Source organism: Flavobacterium flavipigmentatum, assembly GCF_020911905.1.
In the GTDB taxonomy this organism is placed as follows: Bacteria; Bacteroidota; Bacteroidia; order Flavobacteriales; family Flavobacteriaceae; genus Flavobacterium; species Flavobacterium flavipigmentatum.
On the sequence record NZ_CP087133.1, the window covers coordinates 957,744 to 979,507 of the forward strand.

The window sequence follows — 21,764 nt, forward strand, 5'->3', positions numbered from 1 at the left end:
AACTCCAAAAACAATTTTCAACTTATGAACTCGATCCTTAAACTTGCTTACTTCTCGTCTTTTGTTGTATTTGTTGCAAGCTGTACTCACAAAAAGACCGAACCTACTGCAATAAAAAATGTTAAAAAGGACACTACACCCCTTCTCTATAAAAAAAATATCGAATCTATTGCAGGATTTTACACCACAGCAACTGAAGATGATTGCCATATTGCTATTACCTTAACTACCACTCAAAATGGTTATTTGTATACGCTAAAAACCAATACAAGAAATGTTACGGGCAAAGCTAAAATAACTATCTCTGAATCCGGTGAAAAATATATTGTTCTGGAAGGCATAAAATGGGACGAATACGAAGGTGATATCAGCCATGAAGAAGATAGTACAACAACTCGCGAACTTGAAATTCCGACAGGAATCGAGGCAAGTTATGTACAAGACACGCTCACGATTCAGAACTATGGCAATGCCATGAATTATTATACCAAACTTGCCGAATGCGGTGCCAAATATATTCAATTGGTTAAAAAATAAAATTCCAAATCCCAACTTATAAAAATTGGAATTTGGAATTTACAATATCAAAAAAATCTAAAATTATCCTTTAATCTGTTTCAAAGAAGTTTTGATTCCTTTGATTAATGAAGAACTGAAACCATTGTGCTCCATTTCGTTCAGACCAACAATGGTGCAGCCTTGCGGCGTAGTTACGCGGTCAATTAACTGCTCAGGATGTACTTTTTCTTCCAACAGCATTTTGGCGGCACCTTTTACCGTTTGTGCTGCGATGGCCAAAGCCGTTTGAGAGTCGAAACCAATTTCAATTCCAGCCTGCATCGAAGCTCTAATGTAACGTAAGGCATAAGCAGTACCGCAAGCGCCTAAAACCGTTGCCGCATCCATTAATTTTTCGTCAATAACTGGGGCTGTTCCTAAATCCTGAAACAAATCAACGATCGGTAAGGCTTTTTCTTTATCCTTTTCAGGGAAAGAAATACACGTGGCCGATTCGCCAAATTGGGCTGCGATATTAGGCATAATCCGAATTACAGGGAACTCATCATTTGTTTTGGATTGCAACATTTCTAAAGACAATCCACTTACGGCCGAAGCAATTGTTTTACCTTTAATAACAGGCAAAATTTCAGCAAAAATGGTATCTACCTGATATGGTTTTATGGTCAAAATCACCACATCTGCTTCCTGAATATTGTGTTTATTATCCGATGAAACCGTAATTCCATACTCTGACAAATATTGAATACTTGTTGTGTTTCTTCTTGTTACGGTAACTTGGTTATTTTTTGAGAACTTAGCAATTCCCAACGCAATGGAAACGCCTAGATTCCCTCCGCCTATAATATGTATTTTCATTCTTGGTAATTTTTTGGTTGGTTAATAGCATTATTTGTTGAACTGTTTAATCGTTAAACTATTTAATCGATTAAACGCATAAACAGTTTAACGATTAACCGAATCTTAAAATCCCAAAATCAATTTGGCTACTCCAAAATAGAGCATAATACCAAAAACATCATTGGTTGTTGTAATAAAGGGACCCGTTGCAATTGCGGGATCAATTTTGTTTTTATGTAGAAAAAGTGGTACCAAAGTTCCTAAAGTCGCCGCAAATAAAATCACGACAATCATCGAGATTGAAATCGCAAATCCCACCAAATATTGTTGGTACATGACAGAGTGGTAGCCTAGCAATAATAATGAAATAATAGATCCCGAAATCATTGATACAGTAATTTCTTTAGTAAAATAACCTCGACTAAATTCTTTCAAGGTTCCGTTTGCCAAACCCTGTACCACAATCGCAGAAGCCTGAACACCAATATTTCCGGCAGTTGCCGAAAGTAAAGGCACAAAAATAATCAATGTAGAATGGATTTTAAAAACGCTCTCATTGCCTTTTAGAACAAACGAAGCCACAATCTCGATCACCATACCAATCAACAGCCAGGGCAAGCGTGCTTTGGTCAACTCCAATACGCTATCATTTGATTCAACGTCTTGCGTAATACCCGCCGCCAATTGATAATCTTTATCCGCTTCATCTTTGATTACGTCTACGATATCATCAATGGTAATTCTGCCGACCAAGCGCCCCAATTCATCTACAACAGGAATGGCTTCCAAATCGTATTTTTGCATGATACGAGCGACCTCAACATCTTCGGTATCGACGTTGACAAAGTTTAATTTTCGAATATAAATATCACTGATTTGTGTTTTGGTCGAAGTGGTGAGCAAATCTTTGAGCGACAATCTTCCTTTAAGGCGGTTTTCATCGTCTATCACGTAAATTGAATGCACTCGTGACACGTTTTCGGCCTGAATGCGCATTTCTTTCACGCAAGTGAGAACATTCCAGTTCTCGTTTACTTTTACAAGCTCTTTACCCATCAAACCACCGGCAGAATTTTCGTCGTAACGCAATAATTCGACAATGTCTTTTGCATGTTCAACGTCAATTAACTCCGAAATTACTTCGGCTTTGATTTCCTGAGAAAGCTCTGCGATAATATCTGCAGCATCATTGGTTTCCAGCTCATCAAGCTCTTCGGCAATTTCTTTTGGAGATAATCGGCTTAAAATATTTTCACGCAAATCATCTTCCAGTTCCAGAAGGATCTCGGCCGTTTTATCACTATCTAAAACCTTAAAAATATAGGTAGCTTCGTCAAAATCCAGTTCGTCCAAGATTTCGGCGATATCCGCATGGTGCAAATCGTTTAATAAAACCTCAAGTTCTTTGTCGTTTTTATTGACAATATGCTCTTCTAACTGGTGTAGTAATTCTTTACTAACTTTGAACTCCATCGGCTTCTATTTTTTGAGTCAAAACAATAAATTCGTCTACGCTCAATTGCTCGGGACGCTTATCAAAGATAATGTCTTCTCGCAATTTATCTGATAAATTTAATGTTTTCAAACTGTTACGTAATGTTTTTCGTCTTTGTTGAAAAGCTGTTTTTACAACGGTAAAAAACAATCTTTCACCACAAGGAAGGCTATAATCTTCCTTTCGGGTCATTTTCATCACACCGGATTTTACCTTGGGCGGAGGAATAAACACATTTTCGTCAACCGTAAACAAATACTCTGTATCATAGAAAGCCTGGGCCAAAACAGATAAAATTCCGTATGCCTTAGAACCCTTTTTCTCGCAGATTCTCTCGGCCACTTCTTTCTGAAACATGCCCGAAAACTCCGGAATCTGATGTTTAAATTCTAAAGTTCTAAAAACAATTTGTGTAGAAATATTGTATGGAAAATTTCCAATTATCGCAAATTGCTTGTTTTCGTAAACCTCGTTTATATTGTATTTCAGGAAATCCTGAGAGATAATTTTGTCTTTTAATTTCGGATAATTTTCACCCAAATACACCACAGATTCCGTATCGATCTCGATCACGTGTGTATTAATGGGCTTATCCAGCAAATATTTAGTCAACACACCCATTCCCGGTCCTATTTCTAAAACCTCATCATATCCTTTTAGACTCAAGGTATCTGCAATTGCTTTTGCGATACTTTCGTCTTTCAAGAAATGTTGTCCTAAATGTTTTTTTGCTTTTACTTTTTCCATTTTATCTTTTTGTTTTGCCTTAAAAGGCACTACGCTTTATTTATATATTATCTCTGAAAATCGAAACCTAAATCATTAATGCTCAGAAATAACCTCTAATTCGGTTCTAAAAGAAAGCATTTTATCCGCAAACAATTCCAAAGCTTCCTGACGGAATTTGGGCGCATCTTCTAAATAATATTGTTCTAGTGTTGCTTTACTATCAGTAAAATATTGCACCGAATACGTAACGCCACCCATTTCTTCTTCAATCAAAACCTTAACAATTCTGGCGGAAGAGAACTTTTGTGTCGCTAAAATTTCGGGTATGTGCTTTTCCTGCATCCATTTTAACCATTGGTCATGAACGCTTTCGTGTATATTGGTGGTAACGTTGTAAATTATCATGTTTCTTGATTTTAGATTTTAGACTTTAGATTTTAGATTCTTGTAGAAATCTAAAATCTAAAGTCTGAATTATAAATTAATATCTCCCCGCAATTGGCGGTATTTTTTTCTCGCCTCAACAAAATAAATACTGTCTTGATGATTGAAAATAATCTTCTCATAAAGCGGTTTTGCCTTTTCGATATCTTTCAGTTTCTCATTATAAATCTCTGCCGAAAAGAACAAGGCTTCGTCTACATAAATGCCGTCGCTATGGTTGTCAATTATTTGCTGGTATAGGCTTAACGCCAAATTGTAATCTGCCAACCCTTCATAGACTTTTCCTAAACGCAACAATGTTACTGTTTCTATTTCCTGTCCTTTAAAAGCCTTTAAAATACTTTGAAACTGCGCAATCGCCTCTTCTTTTTTATTTTGATATCTTAAAAAATCACCTTTTGCAAATTGCTTCAAAGCGGTTTGTGTCGAATCGGCAACCGTGTTGTCATTGATGAGTAAAAAATACTCGAGGGCATCATTAGCAATCAATTGTGTATTGGCCGATTTGAGCACTTTAAACTGACTCAGCGCCCACTCAAAATCGGTCTTAAAATAACTCGTTTTTGCTGCTTTCAAACTGGCTTCCTGCGCCACAACATCATTCTTTAAATCCAACTGAATTTGCGAATAATAAATCAGCGCCTGATTGAACTTTTCTTCCAAAAGCAAAATATCCGCCAACTCCATCTTAGCATCCGCTCTCTGATACTCATTTAAATTCAGTTCTAATGCTTTTTTCAGGATTGACTTTCCCTCTTCAATTTTTTTCAAATTAAAAGCCAGAAAATGTGCCTGAATCAACTGCAAAGATAAGGTAAATGGAGTTATTTCGTAGGTTTTGAGTAATTGTTCTAACTCAGCATTAATAACAGGATAATCTTTAGGTTGTGCTTTGTCTATTTTGATTTGCATCAAATGGGCATTGGTATCAACCAGTAAATCCAAATCCTTGGTATTTAAGAGAATAAAATTCAGGATTTCCGCAGCAGTATCAGTGTCGTCTTCATTCAATGCAAATTGACTCAGATTGACAATACTCATCAGCGACTCCCCTTCTCTTTTGTAAATAGCTTTTTCCTGAATGAATGCTTTCCCAAACTCTTTTTGCTGTACATAAAACCAGCTCAGATAATGATTCCAGAAAACATCCTGCTCTTTTTGCGTTTTCAGGATTAAGGCTTTTCTCATGGCATCTTTAAAGGCCGTTGCATCGGTCTCGCCATTCATGAAACGAGCCAATTGCGCCTGAATCAAGTTAGAATTTTGTGGATTTGCAAACGATTCGGTCAATAGAATATCGATCATTTTATCGGTTTTACCCAATTGACCATACAACATTCCGATTTGAAAATTAAAATTATAATTCGGCTGCAGTCCCATTGCGGTTTCGTAAGCCTTCAAAGCATATTCGAGCAACACCTTTTTCTCGAAGGAATTACCGATGCCGTAAACATCATTCGGACTCGTTTTTATTTTTTCTATAGCCTGTTCGTAGTAATTCTTAGCTTTAGCATCGTTTTTCTGCAGTTGAAAGTTATAACCCAATTCTACCAGAAAAATACCTTGTTTGTAACGGCTATAGCGACTTTGAATTGCTTTCTCCGCCACATCAAACTGTTGCAATTGCTGGTAGCAATCTACTATTCTAAGAAAATATTGGGTATTAGACGGCGAACCATTGAGTAACTGATCGTAGCTAATTTTTGCTTTTTCAAAATCGCCTTTGTCATAGTAATATTGCGCCAGTTGCTCGTTTTGAGAAAAAGCAAAAGACGACCACAACAAAACGATATAGATACAGATGTTTTTCATACTTCGGTTTTTTTTAAGTTGTGGTTCAATTGGTTTTCAGTCTGAATTAGCCTGACTAAAATTATGATTTTAAAGGTATTCTTTTATCGCTTTAGATTTCCAGGCGATGAGTACCAAACCCAATACAATAAAAGGAATACTTAATATTTGTCCCATATTTATGAGCATATCATTTTCAAAACTTTCTTGATTTTCTTTAAAAAATTCAATTATAAATCGGGCCAAAAACAATAACGCCAAGAAACATCCAAAAATAAATCCTTGGGCATTTTTGATTTTTTCTATTTTATACAATGAAAATAAAATACCGCAAATAAGCAAATACGCAAAGGCTTCATACAACTGCGTGGGATGCCTCGGAATCAGATCGTCTCTCTCAAAAACCACTCCCCAGCTTCCGTTAGTTGGTTTTCCGTAGATTTCAGAATTCATAAAATTACCCAATCGTATAAAAGCTCCCGTAACTGGCACGGCAACTGCCATTCTATCAAGCAATCCAAAAATAGCAACTTTAAATTTTCGGCAATATAAAACAAGTGCAATCAGGACTCCGATGGTACCTCCGTGACTGGCGAGACCTTGAAAACCAACAAATTTATAGACCCCACCAATCTTCTCAATCGGCAAAAGAATTTCTATCGGATGTCTAAAAAAATAATCCGGCTCATAAAAAAGACAATGTCCTAATCTGGCACCTAAAATAGTTCCGACAATTACATAAATCAGCAAACTATCGAGGTTTTCGAGCGAAAGATTTTCCGTTTTATAAATTGTTCTTACGATGTAGTACCCAAGCAAAAGTCCGCAGGCAAAAAGAGCTCCGTAATATTTTAGAGGAAAACTATCTGTTATCCAGAAAATAACAGGATCGACATTCCAGTTTAAAACTCCGTTCATCTTGGTTTATTTTATTGAAGTTCTTAGTTAAATTAAGAAACCTAACAGATTTTAAAAACCTGTTAGGTGTAGCTTTAAGAACTGTAAAAGTTAATTTATAATATCAAATCCGCAGTAAGGGCGTAAAACTTCTGGAATTACGATTCCTTCTGGCGTTTGGTAATTCTCTAAAATTCCTGCCAAAACCCTTGGCAACGCTAATGAGCTTCCGTTAAGAGTATGCGCCAATTGATTTTTACCGTCTTTGTCTTTAAAACGCAACTTCAAGCGATTGGCCTGAAACGTCTCAAAATTAGACACCGAACTAATCTCTAACCAACGATCTTGTGCTGTAGAAAACACCTCAAAATCATACGTCAAAGCCGATGTAAAACCCATATCGCCACCACAAAGGCGTAAAACGCGGTACGGTAATTTCAATTCATTCAAGATATCTTTTACGTGTTCTACCATTCCGTCAAGGGCTTCATAAGACTTATCAGGATGTTCTACACGTACAATTTCTACTTTATCAAATTGGTGCAAACGGTTTAACCCACGCACGTGTGCTCCGTAAGACCCTGCTTCACGACGGAAACATGGTGTGTAAGCGGTATATAAAACAGGCAATTCAGCTTCGCTTAATAAAACGTCACGAAATAAATTGGTTACTGGAACCTCAGCAGTCGGAATCAAATACAAATCATCAATCGTCGAGTGATACATTTGTCCTTCTTTATCTGGCAATTGTCCTGTTCCGTAACCAGAAGCTTCGTTGACCAAATGCGGTACTTGAACTTCATTATAGCCTGCAGCAGTATTTTTGTCCAGAAAGTAATTGATCAAAGCACGTTGCAAACGAGCTCCTTTTCCTTTATAAACTGGGAATCCTGCGCCTGTAATTTTTACACCCAACTCAAAATCGATGATATCGTATTTCTTTACCAGTTCCCAGTGCGGTTGCGCACCTTCGTGTAAAACCGGAATAGCACCTTCCTCAAAAACATTCAGGTTATCGTCTGGTGTTTTTCCCTCCGGAACAATATCAGCAGGAAGATTGGGTAAAGTGTATAATTTATGGGTCAATTCGGTTGCCAAAGCTTCTGCTTTTTCGCCCAACTCTTTGCTTTTTTCTTTTAATGAAACGGTCTTTTCTTTTAAGATTGCGGCTTTTGATTTCTCTCCCGCTTTCATTAATTCGCCTATATCTTTGGATAATTTATTAGATTCTGATAAAGTATTGTCTAACTCCACTTGTGTAGCACGACGGTTTTCGTCTAATTGCACCACTTCTTCTACAACACTTTTAGCATCGATATTTCGTTTTGCTAAAGCCTTGATTACTTTCTCCTGATTCTCTCTAATAAATGCGATTTGTAACATAGCTTGGTTTTTATAACTTATATTTTTATATAAAGGAAGCAAATTTAAGGAAATGTTTGCTAAGAATACGACAAAGTTTTAGTGTGAAATGTATTTTGTAAGATGTAAAAGAGTCGTTTTACAAAGTTGGATCAAGATTACGCCGAGATTTACAGTTCATTAGAATTTATATTTCTAAAAAAAAGACAAAAAACAGCCACAGATTAGAAGGATTAAAAGGATTATTTGAATCGGTGTGAATCTTTTTAATCTGTAGCAAAATGTAAAATAGTAGTTTCACATAGTTGAACTAATATTACACAGCGATTGTCTATTCATTAGAGTTTATATTTCTAAAAAAAAGGCAAAAGAAACAGCCACAGATTAGAAAGATTAAAAGGATTATTTAAATCGGTGTGAATCTTTTTAATCTGTGGCAAAAAACCAAACTCTTTGTACCTCTGCACCTCAGAACCTCAGAAGCTTAAAAAAAACCTACTCCCTCTTAATCTCGTGCCCCACAAATTCCTCTATGGCAGCAAACATATCATCTACCGAAAGTACTTCGGTGTCAGGGTGCGATTTCAGGAAGTTAGCATTAAGGGTCACCAGGTTTTCTTCCAACTCAAAAAAAGTATCGTTGTTCAATAAATCTCTGGTTGGGTTAACACCTTCGAGTTTTCCTTTTAAGAATTTGTCAATTTTTACACTACTGAGCAAGCGCACTCGCTTGGCCTGGGTTTGAAATAATTCCAGATGTTTTTCGGCACCAATGAGCGCCAGACCTTCTTCGATCAATTCATTCAACTCTTTGTTCCAACGTGAATTATAAACAAATTGCGAAAAATTGCCTTCGGTATATTGAGACGTATAATAATCTAAATAATAACTCATCAAAGCATCTTCGTGAATCAAGTCGTCGTCTATTTTTTCCTCGCGCATGAGATTAATCACCGAAATATTTGAGTTGACAACGTCTTGCGGGTTTTCACTGTTTCCTGCCGTTTCTGAAATTATTATTCTTCCAAATTCCATATCCTTTTGTATTTAAATTTTGTATTGCAAATTTCAATTAAATAATCGTACCATCATCACCTTTTGTTTGGTATTAATAGCATTTTATATTTAGAATAAAATCCCTGACTTTTATCTACAAAAAAACGGGAAGTACTTACAAGCACTTCCCGTTTGAAACATCCTAACGCAAATCAGGACGATGGTTTATTAGCTAATATTATTTATGATATACAGCAATAATACCATTAGCATCTTTCAATTTTAACTCTTTCAGCGTAAGGTTTACGATATCAGAAGTTTTTGTAACGCCATCAATAACAACTGTTAAGTTATTATGAGATCTCGAATAAATTCCTGATGCTGTTGTAAGGGCACAAGCACTTACGGTAGAATCATAATCTCCTGTAATCGCTGTGTTATCTATCTTAAGATTAAGGTAATCTCTGTCACATCCGCTGGTGTTTTGCGGTGCATCAATTAATGTTTCTACACCATTGATGGTGGTTCCTACCTGCACAATCTCCCATTTTCCTTCAATAGGGGCCAATGTTTCTCCTTCGTTGTCATCATTACTGCAAGATGTGGCGAATAATCCGATGCTTAGTGCTAAGGCGAGTACGATACGTTTAGTGTTCATGTCTAATTTTTTTAAATTAATTTGTTTGATTTGTATGCGATTATAATACGGCTAAATTACTCACGATACCTGTCAGAAATGTTACACAAAATCGAGTATCATTTACATAATTACAGGGATTGCGCCCATTAATTTCGGGGAGTTGTAACCAAAGCAGTGGTAGCAGTCTCTTTGTGTAAAGATTAAATTATTCATAAACAAACACTTATCCTTTAAATACTTTAAAATAAATATTATAATTTCGGTTAATTCTTACAAATAATTTTTTATATTTAAAAATTAAATCTTAATGTACAACCGATAATTTTTAGAAATCATGTCAATAGAAAATCTAAACGCCGTGCATTATACGGCAGAAGAAAAAAACATCTCGATTAGCAGTCTTACGACCTTAGAAAACACTTTAAATAGTAAATTCAAGAATCTTTCGCCAGAAGAAAGAGTACGATTTGGGAGCGTTCACGAGCAAAACAAACTTTTTGTAAACAAAGTAAAAGACTTTAGATACAGTCAGGCTGGATTAAGCAGCCCCGATGTAGATTGGGAAGCATTTCAGGAAGATGTAGCTTCGCGAGAATACTTGCAAAGTATGATTGCCCGTCTGGAAAGCCTGACCCAGAGCTTAAAAAACAACAAAATACTGCACGACTACGATTGCTACCACATGGCACTCACCGATTATGATTACACCAAATACAAAGTGAATACCAAACAAGCAGGTTATGAAGTAAAAATAAAAGAATTGTCTCAGTTTTTTACCCGAAGCAAAAGCGCACCCACCCCAATCAAGCCAGAAGAACCTACCCAATAAACCGTCTGAACCCATACAAGACCTCTTGAAAGCCAAACTTCAAGAGGTTTTTTTTATGCCAAACCGTTAGGACAAGAATAGCAAAGCTTACAAAATTATCCAATGGGGTTCTGGCAAGTATCGTTGCGGTTGCGACAAACATCAGTGGGGTTACGACAAGCATTAATGAGGTTACCACAAGCATTGGTTAGGTTGCGATAAAAATCAATGGCATTCAGACATGCATCAATGGGATTTAGACAAACATCGATAAAGCTACAACAAACATCATTAGGGTTCTGACAAGCATCATTGAGGTTCCGACAAGGATCATTGGGGTTCGGAACCCCAAATTTTAGGTCTAGAACCTAAACGATGGGGTTCAGAACCGCAACGTTGGGGTCTGGAACCGCATCAATGGGGTTCGGAACCCCAAATTTTAGGTTCGGAACCCCGTCGTTGGGGTTGATAACCCCACAACTTCTATACAGAACCCCATGAGATAGGTTCAGAACCCCAATGTTGTATCATTTGATACCAATTGTGGCTGTTAAAACATAATTGCTCGTATGCAAAACTCCTTTTATGAAGTTTAAAGAAGCAGTATTCAAAGAAACAACCTCTCTGGATTCTGGTTTTCTTTCTACTAATGATAATCAGATTACAGATTCAATCCTTACTTCCCATTCAATACTAAAAATATAACATCCAGACCTTTTAGTACTATATCAAAAGATTTAGATATTCAGTCGCTTGCTTACAAGCTACCGCAAAAAAAATGGCCAGAATTTCTTCTGACCATTTTTTTGCTTTTCAGCGGTATTTTTTTATAATGGTATGCCTACGCTTCTACCTCTTCTACTTCTGCATCGGTATCAATGTCGATATCATCAAAGCTTTCGCCCATTACTACCACAGGTTCTGGCTTGGATGCTTTAATGGCATTGAATCTTTCTAGTTGCTCGGTTTCGCCTTCCTCTCCACTAAAATAAGGAAAAACATCCATAATCGGAGACTCCGAAATGGCAGGGATACTGTATTCTCCCATCGTGTTTTTCATGACCTCAAGCGTATTATCAAAAGCTTCTCTCACATCATTGGCCTGCACGAGCATGTACATATTCGATTTGCGTTCTTTACCACTTTCTTCGTCATAGGCCAGCAACGAAATTTTGGACTTGAACCAACGGTCGGCATTCTCAAAAGGATGGATCTCGGCGTAATTGGCTACTTTGATATTGGTAATTTTAAATTCTTCGCTAATATAAGCGGCCATTTCTTCGTTGATGCGGCTTTCGGCTTCGGTATACGATACGGCATCTACCAAATACGGTTCTGTTAACACCTTTTGTCCACCGGTTTCATCTGTTTTTCTATATTTTACTTTGCATTCGTACCAAGTTGCGCTCATGTTTATTTTTTTTAAGGATGCCAAAGATAGATTTTACAGCAAAAAGAAACCTATCATTATCCAAATAGATATTCACAATTTCTATCAAAGCAAAGAGTAGGCGATTACTAGCTTGCATTTGTGGTTTAAAACCTTCTTTTGTTCAAAACAATACACTGATTGTAAAAAATGTAACATAATGATAGCGTTGTCTTGACCTTAGAAAAACAATAAAAACACATTTTTTTAAGCTTCAGTTACCAAACAAGTAGTAACTTTATTCGCTCAAAAGATCAAATATAAAAAGTCACGCAATGCAAAAAAGAACACTATTAGAATATTATGTACTAGATGTATTCTCGAATACCAGTTACAAAGGAAACCCTTTGGCCGTTGTTTTTACAGAAGGCAACCTGGCATTAGAGGTGTATCAGAATATTGCTAGGGAATTTGGTTATTCTGAAACTTCTTTTATTTATTACTCTTATGAACATAAGGCATTGCGCGTGCGTTCGTTTACTTCTGTGGGCATCGAGATTGATGGTGCAGGACACAATTTACTGGGTGCCGTTTGTGGTGCCTTACTTAAAAAGATGCCCATCTTTGCGCAACAACAAGAGCACAATCATTTTGTGATCATGAAAAATGCTCCAACGCCACTAACGGTAAAGTTTGATCCCATTACCAATGATCCTATCGTGCAAATGCATCAAAAACCCGCTATTATCAAGCAGGAAATACCAACTTATAAAATAGCGGTGGCACTTGGTCTGAAAATTGAAGACCTGGACAGCAACGATTATGTCCCGACAATAGTAAAAACAGAGGTGGCACATATTATGGTACCGATAAAAAATAGCCAGTTGCTTAACGACTGTTTGCCTGACAACAAGCTTTTAATCGAAATTTCGAAAGAATATCAGTTTGAAGGATTTTATTGTTTTGCGATCACCAAAGAAGATGAGGATCACATTGCCGAAGCTCGCTTTTTTAATCCGTCAATAGGTGTCAATGAAGATCCTGCAACCGGCACCGCAGCCGGCCCGTTGATTGGTTATCTGACACAAAAAAAACATGCCAAGCCTAATAAAGAATATAAAATTTTGCAAGGTGTAAAACTAAAACACCCCTCGATAATAGAAGTGCTTAACCGAGATCATGATATTTTGGTGGGAGGTTCGTCTGTCATCACGATGCAAGGCGAATTGTATGTCTAAAATAAAGAAGCTGCATTTTATCAATGCAGCTTCTTTGTTATCTAATCAATCGAAACAGAAAAAAATCTCTTAGTTTTTAATCTCTTTTTCTAGTATGAGCGGTTTGGGCTCAGGCGGAATTCGTTTCTTTAAGAATAAAATTTGCCCCAAATGACTTGACTGATGCTCCATTACATGAAACCAGCAATATTGATTGGTCCAGTCATAACTTTTTTGAACTTCTACAAACCAATTGTCATCACGTTTCTTGAGTTCGGCAATAGTAGTTGCTCTTACCTCGTTATAAATATCGAGATAATACTGCACACTATGCCCTTTAAATTCGTCTCTTCCTCCCTGCTCCAAGTTCAAAGCCGTGTTCCACTTTTTCTTTTCTTCTTCATTAAAACCTCTGTTTTCAAAAGTAAAAACCTGATAATATTTTTCGGCGGCAGCCAAATGCATGATTAAAGCTCCAATTCGGTTTGCTTCTGCATCATGCAGGTAATCGATTTCATACGGACTCATATTTTTGACTGTTCTCTCTACACGATCTTTAAGATCTTCAAGCATCGAGATCATGTCGGCAATTTTTGGCGATGCTCCTTCTACATTGCCAATTCTTCCGTCTTGTTTGGCTTTGATGCCTGTTCCTTCGATCAATAAAGCATAATTTCCATCTGCACTCGATTTATCCGAAGTCACTTTATATTCTTTGACTTTGACTATTTTATCTTTAGTAGTTCCGAAACTCCATTTTGGAATGTCTCCGTTTTTTACAGGTGTTTCAAAGCTCGAATTTAAAATCGTCAAAGGTTCAAAAACTCCTTTATCGTTTTCTATAAGTACCACAAATTTATCAAAGTAAAACTTTCCGTTAAACAAACACAATCCGCCAAAACTTAACGATTTGCTGTTTTGATCAATCGTGCCTTCTACCGTGTACGATTGCCACTCTTTTGCTTTAACTGGCCTGTCGCCCATATTGTCAAAGAAACCGTCTTCTTCATTTTTAGTATCTACTCTCGCCCAAACTCCTGCCCAGGCAAGCGGTTCATTGGTTTCTACTTTGACAGAAGCAATGACTTTAAATTTTTTCTTTACAGAAGATTGAATGTCTATCGTTTGATTGAAAGACGTCCAATCACTTGAAATTACCTTTTGCGTCTGGGCCCAAACCGAAACAAAACTGAAACACAGCAATAGCATCACTACTTTTCTCATTTCTTATAATTTTAAAATTTTTCGTAAATATAATATTGTTTTTTTAACGAAAAAACTTATTATTCTTTAATAATCATTTCGAAAGAAGCATAAAAAAAAGCCACATTAAAAATGCAGCTTCTTTGTTATATTATGAAAAACGATTTTTATTAGTTCGTCTTCATCGGAGGCAAGTCGAATGCGATAGAATCGTGTTCGAAGTTATTGCGGTGTCCGCCATCGCAAAAAGGTTTGTTGGCCGATAGTCCGCAACGGCATAGACCCAAAGCAGCTCTTCCTTGCAGTCCGTAAACGTTTCCTTCTGGATCCATGATTTCAAAATCGCCTTCTATTTTGATCGATCCGTTTTTATTGATGATAAGTTTTGTCTTGCTCATAATGTTTTTTTGTTTTTTACCCGGCAAAGGTTGCAAATAAATTGGGAAGATTTTGTTTGAAAGGCTAGTTTAAATTGGTTCTATTTAGAAAAACGTCTTTCAATTCTAGTTTTATTGATTATCTGGTAGGTTGTCTTTTATTTTCTGATTCATTTGGGCGACCAAAGCTTTCAAACGCAAGGCGCTTTCTTTTTTTTCTTCCTGAAGTTTAGCCTTTTTTCGATTGAGTAATTTCGTGTGTAAAGCTTTGTTTTTTGTATTTTTTTCGGGTCCTTTTGCCATGATTTTCAACAATACTGATTGCGTTTGCAAATATAGCGGTTTTGTTGTTTTATGTCACTAAGTATAACTAAGAGGTTTTGGAAATCTGTTAGGTCTAGAACAAACAATCTTGTCCTTCCGAGGAACGAGGAATCTTGGTTAGTAACTCGACAATTTTGGACATTTGTTGTGTGCGCTTCTTGCTGAGATTCCTCGTTCCTCGGAATGACAAACTGGGAGAGGTTTTCTTCGGGACATTTGTTATGTGCGCTTTTCGCGAAGGTTCCTCGTTCCTCGGAATGACAAACAACACGACAAATACTATTATAAAAAGGAAAGTCCTAGCCCCGATAGAAGTGGAAATCCTTTTTGTTTTTCTTTAAAAACAAAAAGATTGCAACGGATAGCGGGATTAGCTCCTGAAAAAACCTACGTCGAAGCATCGGGACTCAATTCTATTGCTTATTTTTGCACTCAATAAAATTGAGTTATGATACAAAATCCTAAAAGATATACTATTACAGCAGCATTGCCTTATACCAACGGACCTATTCACATTGGGCATTTGGCGGGGGTTTACGTGCCTGCAGATATCTATTCGAGATATTTACGTTTGCAAGGAAAAGATGTTGCTTTTATTTGCGGAAGCGACGAACACGGAGTTGCAATTTCGATGAAAGCCAAAAAAGAAGGAGTAACGCCACAAGAAATTATTGATAAATATGACGGAATTATTAGAAAATCGTTTGCCGATTTCGGCATTTCGTTTGATAATTATTCTCGAACTTCGGCTAAAATTCATCATGATACGGCTTCGGAATTTTTTAGAACGTTGTATGATAACGGAGATTTTATTGAAGAAATAACCGAACAATTGTATGATGCAAAAGCAGATCAGTTTTTGGCCGATCGTTTTGTGGTAGGAACGTGTCCGAAATGTGGCAACGAAGAAGCGTACGGAGATCAATGCGAAAAATGCGGATCGACTTTGAATGCGACCGATTTGATCAATCCGAAATCGACGATTACGGGAGAAGTGCCGATCTTAAAATCGACCAAACACTGGTTTTTACCTCTTGACAGATACACTGATTTCCTAACAGAATGGATTTTGGTTGGACATAAAAACGACTGGAAACCGAATGTATACGGACAAGTAAAATCTTGGGTTGATGGCGGTCTCGAACCTCGTGCGGTAACGCGTGACCTTGATTGGGGAATTGATGTTCCTGTTGAAGGTGCCGAAGGCAAGAAATTATATGTTTGGTTTGATGCGCCAATTGGGTACATCTCGTCTACAAAAGAATGGGCAGCACGCGAAGGAAAAGATTGGGAGCCGTACTGGAAAGATGAAGACACGAAACTGGTTCATTTTATCGGGAAAGACAATATAGTTTTTCATTGTATTATTTTCCCAGCGATGTTAAAAGCCGAAGGAAGCTATATTTTGCCCGACAACGTTCCTGCAAATGAGTTTTTGAATTTGGAAGGAAACAAACTTTCGACTTCTAAAAACTGGGCAGTTTGGCTGCATGAATATTTAGAAGATTTTCCGGAGAAACAGGATGTTTTGCGTTATGCACTAACTTCAAACGCGCCGGAAACTAAAGATAATGATTTTACCTGGAAAGATTTTCAGGCGAGAAACAACAACGAATTGGTCGCTGTTTTTGGCAATTTTATTAATCGTGTCGTGGTTTTGACCAATAAATATTACGACGGATTTGTGCCAACACCGAATGAATTATCTGAGGTTGACGAAAATACTTTGGCAGAATTAAAAGCCTATCCTGCTGTGATTTCGAGTTCAGTGGAGCGTTATAGATTTCGTGAAGCTTTGGGCGAATTGATGAATGTGGCTCGTTTAGGAAACAAATATTTGGCAGACGAAGAGCCTTGGAAAGTGATTAAAGACAATCCGGAGCGTGTAAAAACCCAAATGTATGTGGCATTACAAATTGCAGCTGCGTTGAGCGTTTTGGCTGAACCCTTTTTGCCTTTTACTGCGGCTAAATTGTCCAAAATCTTAAAAAATGAAGGCAAACTGAAATGGAATGATGTGACTGATACTTCAGAATTGATTCTGGATGGTCACCAAATTGGCGAAGCTGAGTTGCTTTTTGCAAAAATAGAAGACGAAGAAATACAAAAACAAATAGATAAATTGGAAGCTACAAAAACCGCCAACATTGCCGAAAACAAAAAAGCAGAACCACAGAAAGAATTGATTCAGTACGAGGATTTTGCCAAAATGGATTTACGTGTGGGAACTATTATCGAAGCCGAAAAAATGCCTAAAGCCAACAAACTTCTGGTGCTAAAAATCGACACCGGAATTGATGTTCGCACAATCGTTTCAGGTATTGCCGAAAGTTTTTCGCCAGAAGAAATCATCGGTAAACGAGTGACTGTTTTAGCCAACTTAGCGCCAAGAGCCTTACGTGGAGTTGAAAGCCAAGGAATGATCCTGATGACAACCAATGCCGAAGGGAAACTGGTTTTTGTAAACCCAGATACCGATGTACCGAATGGTGAAACGATAAACTAAGTTTTTATACACTTATAAAATTGCGTGAATTGATTAATATTATTAATTGATTCACGTTTTTTTAGTTTTAATTTGTTTGAGTTAAATGATAATCAAAACCAATTCTTTGTAAATGTCAAAAAAATATATCATTCTTCTTTTATTAATAAATACTTTCATCTCGTTTTCTCAAGATATTCTTTCAACTATTTCATTAGAATTAAAAGGCAATAGAGATGTTTTTCAGATTGTAGATAATTCTTCTAAAAAAACAATTCTATTTTTAAGTGATCGGAAAAAAGTAAATTCTTTTTTACTAAATGCTAAAATGGAAACTTTGGATTCATTATCATTTGAAAGACCTGAAAAGAAATATACTGAAATAATAGGTTTTAGTGGCGAGAAATCAAGACCAACAATATTTTGGTCTACTCCAAACCATAAGGAGATTTATTCACAAGTCTATGATTTTAACACCCGCCAAATTCAAACTAAAACTTACAGATTAGATTTTAAAGGCGAAAATCATCTTCAGTTTTTTTGTGAGAATCAAAAATTCTACATCCTGACCGTAATAGAAAATAGTAATAAACTAAAATTATATGTTTTTGATGAAAAAGTAAGTTATGAGGAAAAGATAATTGACTTTTCAAATTTTAGTTTTTTAGCACCACTCTATACGAACCCGCTTCTTTCTACAGCTTTGAAAGATAATCATGTTATTACAGACTCTTTCACTTTAGAAAGGATTATACCTGGTGGTAAAACCTCACTTGTAGAAAGCTCTAAAAAAAGAAAATGCTACGTTATAAACAATCAAATTGCTATAACTTTAGACATTGTACCAAAATCAACGCAACTTATCACAATAGACTTAAAAACATACACTCCCAACTTAGTTGTTTTCAGCAATCCTGAATTTCCAAAAGGAGAAGAAGTTAATTCTAATTCATTCTTAATAGACAATAAATTATTTCAACTTTCATTATCTTCTTCTAAAATGTTTTGTACTATCAAAGATCTGAATGGAAATCTAATTAAAGAATATACTGCGGAGGAAGGAGATTCTATCAAATTTAAAAACTCAGAAATTGTTCGCTTAAACAGTTATTCATCAAGCAAAAGAGTACTCGAACAAACCTATCAATTTTTAAATAAAGTTAATAACGAGCATTGCGGAATTTCTTGCTTTAAAGACAATGACATTTATCTAGTCACAGTAGGAAGTGTTTCTAATATTAGAGCTAGTGGAGGTGGAATGGCAACTACAGGAATGCCTGGTTATATGGGAATGCCAATTGGAGGGACTGGATTTGGAAATCCACAATTTTTCATAGCTTTTGGATCGTATAATTCGAGTTTAGATAATTTCAATTCTTATGCAAATCGAAAAGTTGTTTTTATAAATTGCTTATTTGACACAGATGGAAATCATATTGAAGGAGAACCGAAAGCTAATTCATTTGATAAAATGAAAACCTTTGCAGAAAATCTTGATGTAAAATTAGAATCTAAAACAATATTTAAGCAGGATGAAACTTATTTTTTAGGTTATTATAATGACATGATAAAGCAATATATATTAAGATCATTCAAAAATTAACAGATTTTTTTCAATACTATGAAACTCACCAAACCAAGAATAGCCTTAATCTGCGGGATACTTTGTATTTCGATTTTTCCGATATTGATAAAACTTCGTTTGGCTCCGGGATTGATTTCGGCTTTTTATCGAATGACTTTTGCGGTGATTTTACTTTTGCCTTATGTGCTTCTGACTAAAAATTTTACACTTCCAAAACTAAAAATCATATTGCTGGCAGCACTTTGCGGCATCTTATTTTCTTCGGATGTTGCCGTTTGGAATATTGCGATACAGGATTCTACCGCAACTCAGGCTTCGCTACTGACCAATTTAGCGCCCGTGTGGGTTGGGATCGGTTCGTTTTTCTTTTTGAAAGTAAGACCTGCCGTAAATTTCTGGATCGGGACTATTGTTTCTTTATTTGGAATGATCACTTTGGTAGGTTTTGGCTTTTTTATGGAAATGAATTTTAATCAAGCGTTTGTGTTTGCCATTCTATCGGGCATTTTGTATTCGATATATCTTTTGGTGAGCAAAAAAGTACTTTCAGAAACAGATGTCTTGTCTTTTATGACAATCAGTTTGCTCACTTCAAGTCTCTATTTAGGAATTCTTTGTTATGCCTTAAATGAGCCTTTTACAGGGTTTTCAAACACGGGTTGGCTCGTCTTGGTGCTTCAGGCAATCATTTGTCAGCTGTGCGCTTGGCTTTCGATCAGTTATGCAACACAACACATGCGGGCGACAAGAGTTTCGCTAAGTTTATTGAGTCAGGCTGTAATTACCTCGATTTTGGCTTGGTTGTTTTTGGAAGAAGAAATAACTTTACAGATGATTTTTGGCGGAATGATTTTGCTTTTCGGAATTAGAATTACGTTTTACGATAAAACCATTACGCTTAAGAAGTTATTTTCCAGCAAGTAGAACAGCTACTGAGAATGCAAATTAAAGCAAAATGATTGTAATTCCTGGTAAAAGTTTCACGCAGATTTTGCAGATTAAGCGGATCTTTTTTGGAAAATCTTTAAAATTATTTAATCTGTGGCAAAAAATTAATGCAATGCGTAAATTCGTGGCGAAAAAGATTCCACGGAAATTGAGCAGATTAAGCAGCTGTTTTTTGAGAAATCTTTGAAATCATTTAATCTGTGGCAAAAAATTAATGCAATGCGTAAATTCGTGGCCAAAAAGATTCCACGGAAATTGAGCAGATTAAGCAGCTTTTTTTGAGAAATCTTTGAAATCATCTTAATCTGTGGCGAAAAAATTCGTGTAATTCGTGTAATTCGTGGCAAAAAACCTGAAACAAAAAAACTTGAAACAAAAACATTATGTTACATAAAAACAAAATACCCCACTTAAAAGTAATTGCATTTGATGCCGATGACACTTTGTTTGTAAACGAACCTTACTTTCAGGAAACCGAACATAAATTTTGTGCTTTGATGGAAGATTACCTTTCGCATCAAGGCATTTCACAGGAATTATTTAAAATCGAAATCGAAAATTTATCTCTGTACGGATATGGAATCAAAGGATATATTTTGTCAATGATTGAAGCGGCAATGAATATTTCCAACAATACAATTCCACTTGAAGTAGTTGCAAAAATCATTCAATACGGAAAAGAATTGCTCGAAAAACCGATCGAACTTTTAGATGGCGTTGAAGAAACTTTGCAAGCTCTGCACGGAAAATACAAATTGGTTGTTGCTACAAAAGGTGATTTAAAAGATCAGCAAAGTAAATTACACCGTTCTGGTTTGGGGCATTATTTTCATCATATCGAGGTGATGTCTGATAAGCAGCAAATTGATTATAAAAAACTACTTGGCCGTTTAGACATTCAGGCGCACGAATTTTTGATGATTGGCAACTCGCTTAAGTCAGATGTTTTACCCGTTTTAGAAATCGGCGGTTATGCGGTTCACATTCCGTTTCACACCACTTGGGAACACGAAAAAATAAGTCATAAAGTAGAGCACGAACATTTTAGCTCTTTCGAAAAAATCACTGAAGTCCTGAACAATTTAAAGTAATGAAAACAATTTTAGATTTAGAAAACTGGAACAGAAAAGAGCATTTTAAGCATTTCAGCCAAATGGAAGATCCTTTTTTTGGCGCAACCGTAACCATTGATTGTACAACTTCTTATCAAAACGCAAAAAAACTCAACACCTCATTTTTTATTTATTATTTGCACAAAACTTTAGTAGCGGTAAATACTATTGAAAATTTTAAATACCGAATTTCTGATGATAAAATTTACATCAACGAACGTGTTGATGCTTCAGCCACCATTGGTCGTGAAGACGGAACTTTTGGTTTTTCTTTAATGGAATACCATCCTGATTTTAAAATTTTTGAACAAAATGCTTTAGCCGAAATTGAACGTATTCAGAATACAACAGGACTTTTTACGCGCGAGTTTAAAGATGATAACGTGATTCATTTTTCTGCTATTCCGTGGGTAAATTTTACTTCGCTTTCTCATGCAAGAAGTTTTACTTATCCTGATAGTTGTCCGAAAATTTCGTTTGGAAAAATGATAAGCTCCGATAACGGTAAAAGATCAATCGCAATGTCTGTACATGTGCATCACGGTTTGATGGATGGTTTACATGTGGGGAAATTTGTCGATTGTTTTCAGGATTTGATGAATCATCCGTTAGAAAAATAAATG

General features: G+C 36.2%; 21 protein-coding genes. 8 read left to right on the forward strand and 13 right to left on the reverse strand.

Annotated elements, in window-relative coordinates:
• Positions 1-24 precede the first annotated feature (24 nt).
• Positions 25-537 carry a hypothetical protein gene (locus tag LNP22_RS04540; RefSeq protein WP_229975534.1) on the forward strand — a complete coding sequence of 171 codons (513 nt, stop codon included), beginning with the start codon at positions 25-27 and terminating at the stop codon, positions 535-537.
• A 63-nt stretch (positions 538-600) separates the two neighbouring features.
• On the opposite strand, the gene proC is transcribed toward LNP22_RS04540, so the two are convergent.
• The 9 genes from proC to LNP22_RS04585 all read right to left on the reverse strand — a co-directional run bounded on the left by proC (position 601) and on the right by LNP22_RS04585 (position 9,731).
• Positions 601-1,377, reverse strand: coding sequence for a pyrroline-5-carboxylate reductase (proC, locus tag LNP22_RS04545; RefSeq protein ID WP_229975535.1), 777 nt, complete (start codon positions 1,375-1,377; stop codon positions 601-603).
• Between the two features lie 105 nt (positions 1,378-1,482).
• A complete protein-coding gene (gene mgtE / locus LNP22_RS04550; RefSeq protein ID WP_229975536.1) occupies positions 1,483-2,832 on the reverse strand; it encodes a magnesium transporter in 1,350 nt (449 codons plus the stop codon).
• Entirely contained in the window at positions 2,816-3,601 is a 786-nt protein-coding gene (gene rsmA / locus LNP22_RS04555) for a 16S rRNA (adenine(1518)-N(6)/adenine(1519)-N(6))-dimethyltransferase RsmA (protein WP_229975537.1), read from the reverse strand. Before rsmA ends, mgtE begins: the two co-directional genes overlap by 17 nt.
• Positions 3,602-3,676: 75 nt before the next feature.
• Positions 3,677-3,988, reverse strand: coding sequence for a DUF4286 family protein (locus LNP22_RS04560; RefSeq protein ID WP_210666015.1), 312 nt, complete (start codon positions 3,986-3,988; stop codon positions 3,677-3,679).
• Between the two features lie 69 nt (positions 3,989-4,057).
• Positions 4,058-5,839: a tetratricopeptide repeat protein gene (locus LNP22_RS04565; protein ID WP_229975538.1), complete on the reverse strand. Its 1,782-nt coding sequence runs from the start codon at positions 5,837-5,839 to the stop codon at positions 4,058-4,060.
• Between the two features lie 69 nt (positions 5,840-5,908).
• On the reverse strand, positions 5,909-6,736 hold the full coding sequence (lgt, locus tag LNP22_RS04570) for a prolipoprotein diacylglyceryl transferase (RefSeq protein ID WP_229975539.1): 828 nt from the start codon (positions 6,734-6,736) through the stop codon (positions 5,909-5,911).
• A gap of 90 nt (positions 6,737-6,826) precedes the next feature.
• Positions 6,827-8,098: a serine--tRNA ligase gene (gene serS / locus LNP22_RS04575; RefSeq protein ID WP_229975540.1), complete on the reverse strand. Its 1,272-nt coding sequence runs from the start codon at positions 8,096-8,098 to the stop codon at positions 6,827-6,829.
• A 474-nt stretch (positions 8,099-8,572) separates the two neighbouring features.
• Positions 8,573-9,112 carry a DMP19 family protein gene (locus tag LNP22_RS04580; protein ID WP_229975541.1) on the reverse strand — a complete coding sequence of 180 codons (540 nt, stop codon included), beginning with the start codon at positions 9,110-9,112 and terminating at the stop codon, positions 8,573-8,575.
• A 199-nt stretch (positions 9,113-9,311) separates the two neighbouring features.
• The gene (locus LNP22_RS04585; RefSeq protein WP_210666010.1) at positions 9,312-9,731 is read right to left on the reverse strand and encodes a lipocalin family protein; all 420 of its coding nucleotides are present in this window, start codon (positions 9,729-9,731) and stop codon (positions 9,312-9,314) included.
• Between the two features lie 316 nt (positions 9,732-10,047).
• Here LNP22_RS04585 and LNP22_RS04590 point away from each other — a divergent pair, with 316 nt between their 5' ends.
• Positions 10,048-10,542 carry a hypothetical protein gene (locus LNP22_RS04590; RefSeq protein WP_229975542.1) on the forward strand — a complete coding sequence of 165 codons (495 nt, stop codon included), beginning with the start codon at positions 10,048-10,050 and terminating at the stop codon, positions 10,540-10,542.
• Positions 10,543-11,362: 820 nt separating this feature from the next.
• Here the strand turns inward: LNP22_RS04590 and LNP22_RS04595 are convergent.
• Entirely contained in the window at positions 11,363-11,932 is a 570-nt protein-coding gene (locus tag LNP22_RS04595) for a DUF4494 domain-containing protein (RefSeq protein WP_229975543.1), read from the reverse strand.
• 293 nt (positions 11,933-12,225) lie between these two features.
• Between LNP22_RS04595 and LNP22_RS04600 the strand changes: the two genes are divergently transcribed.
• Complete coding sequence (locus LNP22_RS04600; protein ID WP_229975544.1) at positions 12,226-13,128, forward strand: PhzF family phenazine biosynthesis protein; 903 nt, start codon at positions 12,226-12,228, stop codon at positions 13,126-13,128.
• Between the two features lie 69 nt (positions 13,129-13,197).
• On the opposite strand, the gene LNP22_RS04605 is transcribed toward LNP22_RS04600, so the two are convergent.
• The 3 genes from LNP22_RS04605 to LNP22_RS04615 all read right to left on the reverse strand — a co-directional run bounded on the left by LNP22_RS04605 (position 13,198) and on the right by LNP22_RS04615 (position 15,020).
• Complete coding sequence (locus LNP22_RS04605; protein WP_229975545.1) at positions 13,198-14,331, reverse strand: DinB family protein; 1,134 nt, start codon at positions 14,329-14,331, stop codon at positions 13,198-13,200.
• 149 nt (positions 14,332-14,480) lie between these two features.
• Positions 14,481-14,708 carry a CDGSH iron-sulfur domain-containing protein gene (locus LNP22_RS04610; RefSeq protein ID WP_210666005.1) on the reverse strand — a complete coding sequence of 76 codons (228 nt, stop codon included), beginning with the start codon at positions 14,706-14,708 and terminating at the stop codon, positions 14,481-14,483.
• 111 nt (positions 14,709-14,819) lie between these two features.
• Positions 14,820-15,020, reverse strand: coding sequence for a hypothetical protein (locus tag LNP22_RS04615; RefSeq protein ID WP_229976406.1), 201 nt, complete (start codon positions 15,018-15,020; stop codon positions 14,820-14,822).
• Between the two features lie 439 nt (positions 15,021-15,459).
• On the opposite strand from LNP22_RS04615, the gene metG reads away from it, so the two are divergent.
• The 5 genes from metG (at position 15,460) to LNP22_RS04640 (ending at position 21,761) form a co-directional block, all read left to right on the forward strand.
• The gene (gene metG, locus LNP22_RS04620) at positions 15,460-17,517 is read left to right on the forward strand and encodes a methionine--tRNA ligase (protein ID WP_229975546.1); all 2,058 of its coding nucleotides are present in this window, start codon (positions 15,460-15,462) and stop codon (positions 17,515-17,517) included.
• 112 nt (positions 17,518-17,629) lie between these two features.
• The gene (locus LNP22_RS04625) at positions 17,630-19,099 is read left to right on the forward strand and encodes a hypothetical protein (protein WP_229975547.1); all 1,470 of its coding nucleotides are present in this window, start codon (positions 17,630-17,632) and stop codon (positions 19,097-19,099) included.
• Between the two features lie 18 nt (positions 19,100-19,117).
• Positions 19,118-20,005, forward strand: a complete 888-nt coding sequence (locus LNP22_RS04630; protein ID WP_229975548.1) for a DMT family transporter — start codon at positions 19,118-19,120, stop codon at positions 20,003-20,005.
• 407 nt (positions 20,006-20,412) lie between these two features.
• Positions 20,413-21,120, forward strand: coding sequence for an HAD family hydrolase (locus LNP22_RS04635; protein ID WP_229975549.1), 708 nt, complete (start codon positions 20,413-20,415; stop codon positions 21,118-21,120).
• Positions 21,120-21,761 carry a chloramphenicol acetyltransferase gene (locus LNP22_RS04640; RefSeq protein ID WP_229975550.1) on the forward strand — a complete coding sequence of 214 codons (642 nt, stop codon included), beginning with the start codon at positions 21,120-21,122 and terminating at the stop codon, positions 21,759-21,761. Before LNP22_RS04635 ends, LNP22_RS04640 begins: the two co-directional genes overlap by 1 nt.
• Positions 21,762-21,764 lie beyond the last annotated feature (3 nt).